A 6,691-nucleotide genomic window follows, 5' to 3' on the forward strand; every position below is an offset into this window, starting at 1 on the left:
ATACATTAAATAACTAAGGTCGGTTATCTCTGATGAGCCAGTTGAATGGATTTAATCAGTCTTTGTTTAACCTTTGATTTAATCAAATGATCCGTTTATGAACTTCCTATAGACGGATCATTTGAAATTGGTCTTCGTTCGATTTGACCTATTTCTTTAAATAATTTTCCATTTGTAGCTGTTCAAGCATGTGCCATTGATAGCGCTCATGTCCTGCAAAATTCTGTTTGATATATACAATATGTTGAAGAATCCGCTTCTGATACTTTAAGAGTTGTTGAATACGTAGATCATCACAATCAATATCTACACGGTGCTGCCTGAGTGCTTGATAAAAGCAGCGGTAATTGACATCCATATTTTTTAACGTTTCGTTTGATGCAGCAGGGTGGAGGGGTTGGCTTAATCCTTTTACTGAATAAGATTCACGCGTGACAAAGTCGGGGCGCAGACGGGATTCTTTTGCCACTTTTAATGTTGGTTCAAATGTATTTGATTTAACCTTGATATTTTGAAATGCCTGTTGTATTGAACTCATTAACATGGATGACTGGACGGCTTGAGCAGACTTCTCCAGAGAGGGGGTGATTACGACGGGATCAGGAGTTGGTACGATCTCATTAGGCTGATTGTTTTGCCCGTTATTCAGCGTGATGAGTTGTTTTAATTTCTTATAATTAATCGTATAGAAATTGGTTTGTAGCCATTTGTTCTGTGCTAACTTTTCAATCACAAGAATTCCAGCTTGCTTTAACTTTGCCACAATTCGTTTGATTGTTGATACGCTATACACGCCAAGCGTCGCTTGCCATTGCTCGTAGCTATGGAACCAATACTTTTTTCCATTAAAAATTTTCCCCTCGTTATTTTCTAAGCAATAATGCAATTTCTGTAGAAAATTGGCAGCCGCTACGCCAAACGCTTTTGCAAGCGTAGGCGAAGCAATTAAAGGATAGTCTCCCGAAATCAGGAGATTGTTATTCTTCTTAGCCTTGGACATGACCAGCTCCAAACAGCACACGCTGTGCGCGCTCAATCAACTTGTGACGTTGATGCGTACGGAATGCCCATAAAGAGGAGAGGTTATTATTTTGATTAAACTTTGCGACTTCGAGAATTTGCTCATCATTCATTTCATGCATACATTCACGGATGATCTGATGTGCTTGTTCAAGTTCTTTGAGCAAGGAATTTGCGGTATCAACAGCAATATAAAGATTGGCGAGTGTCTGGCGTTGTGGATTTGAAATTGATTTACCGAGTTCAACAATTAGTTGAGAGGCTTGTTTTTTAGGTGTGCAAGTGTTTGCACCATGAAGAATTGCGTTCATAGCAGTAGTCCTAGATAAGTTTAATTACTTACCGCCATCACTTGTCACAATGATGGTGGCAGCTAAACAGGGGTGACAATACTGAATCTAGGCTCAGCCAACCTTACGGTTGCCCTGTCAAGCTGCCATAACGACTGCTAAACAGTAGACAAAAAAATAGCCGCAAGTGCGACATTTATTTGCACCTAGATTATATCAGGTTGTCACGCCTGAACACAGATTTTGCTGTGTAGGTTTAGCTTAACTGGGTATACCTTAAACTGTCAATGATCCAATTCAACCTTTTTACATATCTTAACATTAAATAATCTATTGATTCTCCTGAAGATATTTTGAATTTCTGACGGCTAGGAAACTGGTTGTTAGAATTTTTATGCACGATGGTCATTGTTCAATGTTTATTCTTTTTCTTGCTTTGAGAACTGATCTGAATAGGTCTTAGATGTGTTTAAGTCATAAACTCAGAGTGATTGCTGTTAATCATGAGCTGAATTCATGATCGATTTTTCAGTGCCTCATCAATGTTTAAGACTTTCACTAAGCTTTCTCTAATATGAATGGGTTGAATTAGGATATTACCCATAGCTTTATTGGATAAGATCATAAAAGGATAAGTCCATTCTGAATCATAACTCACATAACTAAACCGATTTCAATAAGCCAAATATTTAAAGGTGCGGTTGGGAAATTTATTGATTTATTTTATTGTTTTATCTTACTAAAGAAGAAAAGTCCATTTTAGTCTCATCCATTAAACCAAAATGAGCTAATCGAGTGGCTTAATTTGACCTCATGGGAAAAATCAAACACTTAACTTAAATTCTTACAAGTAATTTGATCGTCCAGATTTTAGTATTGGTAAAATTGACTAAAGCTTTGAATAAAATTAATATGGGCTCGCTGGCCTACATTGCCAGTCGGTTTTGACAGACCGTTGATCCAGCACAGAGAATAGCTCGCCTATTTTTTGTGGACCTTCTCGTCCCTCTTTTATCTTTATGGTAGGACAGAAGGGGGACACCTTCGGGTGTGCTGGTTCCTTGGATCCCAGTCTGTCAACCCTCTTTTGTTCTGCCACCATTATTTGACAGTGATATGGCAGAACTTCTTAAGATTCAAGGAGCTTCACATGTTGTATCTATCTTTTCTCATTTGTGCCTCACCACCTGTTCAACCTTGTTGTGCTTTGCAACGGGGACTAGACGGCTAACTATTATTCGTCTGTATTAAAAAACTTTTAACAAGAACAATCCAACGGTGGATGGCTAAATCACGCCTATAAAAATAGACCTTTTTATATCTGCTGGTGATTGTGAATTGCATTGAACATGTGGGGAACAACCATGACTGAATTAACTAAACCTAAAATTATTCCAATCGAAAACCGTCCTCAAAAATCCAAGCTATTTTTAAAATGTGTGGTCTTGCCGATTGTGATCTTTCTCATTGTTGCCAAAATCTTTTCCTTTGGTGCTTTTGCCTATATCTTCTTTGGCTTTGACCTGTTCTGGTTTGTGATCATTTACTACCTCTATCAATATGGAAATACATATTTCGATGGAATGACTGAGCAACTGAAACGCCAAGGGGAAACTTTTAACTATCAAAATCGTGGTGTCTGGATTAATAGTCAGGACAAAACTATCATCCTATTTGATCAGCCTGATCAACGTCTCGTCAAATATCCTTTTGACTACATTACCTCTGTGGGTCATTACAATCTGGTTGAAGATCGCTTTAGAACGACAACCACTGTGATCAGTAACCCAATGATGGGAACCCATGTTAACCAACAAGTCCATCGGACACCGATGAAACGTGAGTTCCAAGTCAATATTGGAACACGGGATCAATTTAAGCCAAATTATAGTCTTAAGGTGTTATTCCCTTGGCGTAGCCCAAAAATGGCCAGTGAAATCCGTCAACTCCTTTCGGCTGATCATTATCAATAACAACAATATAAAAATTTAAGGCAGTCAATCATGATGATTTCAAGATCGTTTATGCCATCTGTGCTGATGTTGTCAATCAGCACAGTCATGCTCGGATGTGGAGGCGGTTCAGGTGGAGATTCCAGTTCATCCAATGACGGTGGAACGGATAATCCAGATAATGGCAATACAATCCCTAAGCCCGTGACCTGTGTTGAAAGCCAATATCTGGAAGAGGGTGTATGTAAAAACAAGGTAGTGCAGAATATTCAGTCACTACCATTCAGTACCCTGATTCAAGGTCAAAGCTATCCATTATCGCTTCAGACAGATCAAGGGCTGGCAGTGACTTTTAGCAGTAACACTCCCAACATCTGTAGTGTAAATGGCAGTGAACTCAAAGCTCTAAAGGTTGGACAATGTACTCTGGGATTGACACAGGCAGGCACGGCAAAAGTTCTACCATTGAATAGCAGCATGACCGTCAATGTGACTTGTGCTGCCGATCAATATCTAGAAAATAATGTTTGTGTCAATAAGCTCAAACAAACCATTGTCCCATTCAAAATGAAATACATCCTGACGGAGAGTGTGTATTCACTGGATACTGAATCCAGTGCCAAACTTCCTGTCACGATTAGCAGCCTATCTACTGCAACCTGTACTTATTCTAATGGTGAACTAAAGGGGAGTGGTGCGGGTACATGTACCCTTAAACTCACTCAGGAGGGTGATGCCAAAACATTGGCAGCACAGAGTCAGACGATTAGTTTCGATGTGTTTAAAGGCTCATCCATGAGTGATGCCCCCGATATCAACAACTGTTATGCAGGCAAGCTCAGTGCAAAGTTTAGAAATGAATTTTTAAATGAGCTCAATACAGTTCGTGCCTTGCATGGGCTGCCAAGTATTACATACGACTATGCCCGTGAAGATGAAATGATGCAAACCGCACTGATTCTTGCGGCAAACAACATCCTGACCCATTACCCCGAAGCTAACACAAACTGCTATTCCGATATTGGTGCAGTGGGTGCAAGAACCAGTAGTCTGGAAATGGGAGTAAGACAGAATAAGAATGACTATTCACCTGCCGAAAGCATTACCAATATGGTGCATGACAAATTAAACCTGTTTGCAGGAGATGTGGGGCATCGACTCTGGATGCTCAATCCCTTCTTACAAAAATCGGCGTATGGTTCAGTTAATGCACCATCATTTAAAGATACCCGATTCCCTTATGTGGTCGGTACGTCCTATAAAGTGGTTTATCCCTTTAATCATACAACCACTGCACCACTCGGTGTGATTGCCTATCCCTACCACAACTATCCAGCCAAATATTATATGGCGGGTTCAATTCTCTCGATTTCAGTTTTAACCGAACAAAAGAATTTCTTTGCCAATCGCAATGTGGACTACGCTAAAGCTAACGTTGTTGTCACTGAACGAAGTAGTGGGGCTAAACAGAAGATCAGTAATATCCGTTATGAAAATATCGGAGTTCCCAACCATATCCAGTTTAACTTTGACGATTTGAAGTTGAATGTGATTTATGACGTCAAACTCAGCAATGTTCTGGTGAATGGTCAGCCTAAAGAATATTCCTATTGGTTTAACGTGAATGGTCGGTAATCCAACATAAGGACAACAACAAAATGACATGTATGATTCAAAAAATTCTCGTTACGAGTATCTCGCTGCTCATGATACATACCGCGATGGCTCAACCTATTTCTGCTTCAGCTTTAACCCTAGAGCAAGGCTTATCCTGTCTGGATTGGGCTGAAAAAGAACAATCTTTTAATAATCAACTGGCGCTGGGTGACAAGGCAGATATACCAACACCAGCGATCGTCAAACTTCAGAAACAATTTCAACAGCTATATAGCAAGCAAAAGACTACCATTATCGATGATTCAGACGATGAAAATTTCTGTCAGGACTGCCCTGAAACAACCGTCTATCTTCCTAGAAACAAAAGTAATCCGATTCAACGGATTGAGACCTCAATGCATGTCAGTGTTGCAGGAGCAAATACATCGATCTATCGTCGAGATGACATCGCCACAACTAAACAAAAAATTGAGAACGCATTAAATATTAAATTCAGTCACTATACAGGACAGCAATTCAAAAGCTTTAAACAGCAGTGGGATAAAGCTTCTATGCATGATGATCAAAATAGAAGTAAAACTCAAAAAGTCTTTCAGCAATATCCACATTTAAAGGTCTTTAATGGTGAAGTCTTCCAAAATCAAAAGATCTATACACCCAAACAGATTTATATCTATAGCCAGCGTTATAAACGTGACAGTTCTTATCTGAATGACATGATTGCTTTTATCAGTCTTTATGACAATCCGATCAATCCATCACAGCACATCTTACAGTGTGGTTTTATTGACAATGTGTTTTAACCTCCAAATAAATAAAGAGTCATATCAAATGAAAAAATTAATATTCGCAGGATTATGTTTAAGTCTTTCAACACTGGCTTGTGCAGGTGCGAAAGAAAGCCTAGCAGGAAAGCGTTTGGTCTTGGATTTGCCAGATACTGAATGTGCAGGATTGTCTTTTGCCAAGAATGGTAAAGATGCAGCAATGTATGCTGAAATGGGGCAATGCCAAGATCCTTTACTACTTCGAGTAAAATGGCTAGATGACAAAACCTTTATTTTAATTGAGAAAGTACGAACGAATAATATTTCTCCACCACGTAGCTATTTATATAAAGTCCAAAGCATCAATCAGCATTACGTAAAACTGACTCAGATATGGACGGGGTGGGGTGATTCAAAAGACGATACGCTAGGCTATTATTTTAAATAGCTTGATCTAAGGTAGGCTAAATATACAAAGCTAAAACGATAATTGATCAGAGATTTTTAAAACATGAATTACTATGCAGAGGATCCCTTCTAGATAACTTAATCTAGGAGGAAACATGAAAAAGCTGAAATTTCAGTATCTACAACCTGCAAACACTCATCCTAATGACGGTATACGAAAACGATATCCCCATATGAGGAATGCTTATTTTAAAAAGTTCAGTACATATCCAGAACGTAGTTTCTATTTTTTTCATTTGATCGAATATAAGGATTATCCTTTAAAACTTCGTGTTGCACGAGGTTCTGGTTTGCCAGAAGAATGGGATGATCTTCCATCTTCAGTCTACAATGTAGCTAAAAGCTGGAAGCATAATTCCAAAAGAAAGCATCAGTACTTTAAAGAGGATGTTGCCTAAAATTTATTTTATCTAAAAATAAGGGAATAGTTTTTCCCTTATTTTTTGCTTAATGCCGAATTTAATAATTACATACTTATCTAGCAGTAGCGGATGATTTGACGACTGTAGAAAACTTAGCTCAAATTTAGCTTAATAGCTGCCCTAAAAAATGGGTAAGTATTAGATAGATCGGATTT

The 6,691-nt window shown here is 38.6% G+C and carries 7 protein-coding genes; 5 read left to right on the forward strand and 2 right to left on the reverse strand.

Annotation, left to right across the window (positions count from 1 at the left end; all coding sequences use genetic code 11):
• Positions 1-148 precede the first annotated feature (148 nt).
• Positions 149-1,000 (reverse strand): hypothetical protein, encoded by an 852-nt coding sequence (locus Aba26S_RS13250; RefSeq protein WP_004828355.1) that lies wholly within the window; start codon positions 998-1,000, stop codon positions 149-151.
• Positions 987-1,331, reverse strand: a complete 345-nt coding sequence (locus Aba26S_RS13255; protein ID WP_004828357.1) for a hypothetical protein — start codon at positions 1,329-1,331, stop codon at positions 987-989. Before Aba26S_RS13255 ends, Aba26S_RS13250 begins: the two co-directional genes overlap by 14 nt.
• A gap of 1,343 nt (positions 1,332-2,674) precedes the next feature.
• Here Aba26S_RS13255 and Aba26S_RS13260 point away from each other — a divergent pair.
• The 5 genes from Aba26S_RS13260 to Aba26S_RS13280 all read left to right on the forward strand — a co-directional run bounded on the left by Aba26S_RS13260 (position 2,675) and on the right by Aba26S_RS13280 (position 6,512).
• Complete coding sequence (locus Aba26S_RS13260; protein WP_004828358.1) at positions 2,675-3,283, forward strand: hypothetical protein; 609 nt, start codon at positions 2,675-2,677, stop codon at positions 3,281-3,283.
• Positions 3,284-3,313: 30 nt separating this feature from the next.
• Positions 3,314-4,897 (forward strand): CAP domain-containing protein, encoded by a 1,584-nt coding sequence (locus Aba26S_RS13265; protein ID WP_004828361.1) that lies wholly within the window; start codon positions 3,314-3,316, stop codon positions 4,895-4,897.
• 23 nt (positions 4,898-4,920) lie between these two features.
• Complete coding sequence (locus tag Aba26S_RS13270; RefSeq protein WP_004828362.1) at positions 4,921-5,682, forward strand: hypothetical protein; 762 nt, start codon at positions 4,921-4,923, stop codon at positions 5,680-5,682.
• A gap of 28 nt (positions 5,683-5,710) precedes the next feature.
• A complete protein-coding gene (locus Aba26S_RS13275) occupies positions 5,711-6,094 on the forward strand; it encodes a hypothetical protein (RefSeq protein WP_016541226.1) in 384 nt (127 codons plus the stop codon).
• A 115-nt stretch (positions 6,095-6,209) separates the two neighbouring features.
• Positions 6,210-6,512 carry a hypothetical protein gene (locus Aba26S_RS13280; RefSeq protein ID WP_004828367.1) on the forward strand — a complete coding sequence of 101 codons (303 nt, stop codon included), beginning with the start codon at positions 6,210-6,212 and terminating at the stop codon, positions 6,510-6,512.
• The last annotated feature ends 179 nt before the right edge of the window (positions 6,513-6,691 follow it).

Origin of the sequence: Acinetobacter sp. NBRC 110496 (assembly GCF_000876115.1) — a bacterium.
GTDB lineage: Bacteria > Pseudomonadota > Gammaproteobacteria > Pseudomonadales > Moraxellaceae > Acinetobacter.

Excerpts from the sequence above, each read along its gene's own strand:
- Aba26S_RS13250 (WP_004828355.1), bottom strand. The coding sequence starts at position 1,000 with ATGTCCAAGGCTAAGAAGAATAACAATCTCCTGATTTCGGGAGACTAT.
- Aba26S_RS13255 (WP_004828357.1), bottom strand. The coding sequence starts at position 1,331 with ATGAACGCAATTCTTCATGGTGCAAACACTTGCACACCTAAAAAACAA.
- Aba26S_RS13260 (WP_004828358.1), top strand. The coding sequence starts at position 2,675 with ATGACTGAATTAACTAAACCTAAAATTATTCCAATCGAAAACCGTCCT.
- Aba26S_RS13265 (WP_004828361.1), top strand. The coding sequence starts at position 3,314 with ATGATGATTTCAAGATCGTTTATGCCATCTGTGCTGATGTTGTCAATC.
- Aba26S_RS13270 (WP_004828362.1), top strand. The coding sequence starts at position 4,921 with ATGACATGTATGATTCAAAAAATTCTCGTTACGAGTATCTCGCTGCTC.
- Aba26S_RS13275 (WP_016541226.1), top strand. The coding sequence starts at position 5,711 with ATGAAAAAATTAATATTCGCAGGATTATGTTTAAGTCTTTCAACACTG.
- Aba26S_RS13280 (WP_004828367.1), top strand. The coding sequence starts at position 6,210 with ATGAAAAAGCTGAAATTTCAGTATCTACAACCTGCAAACACTCATCCT.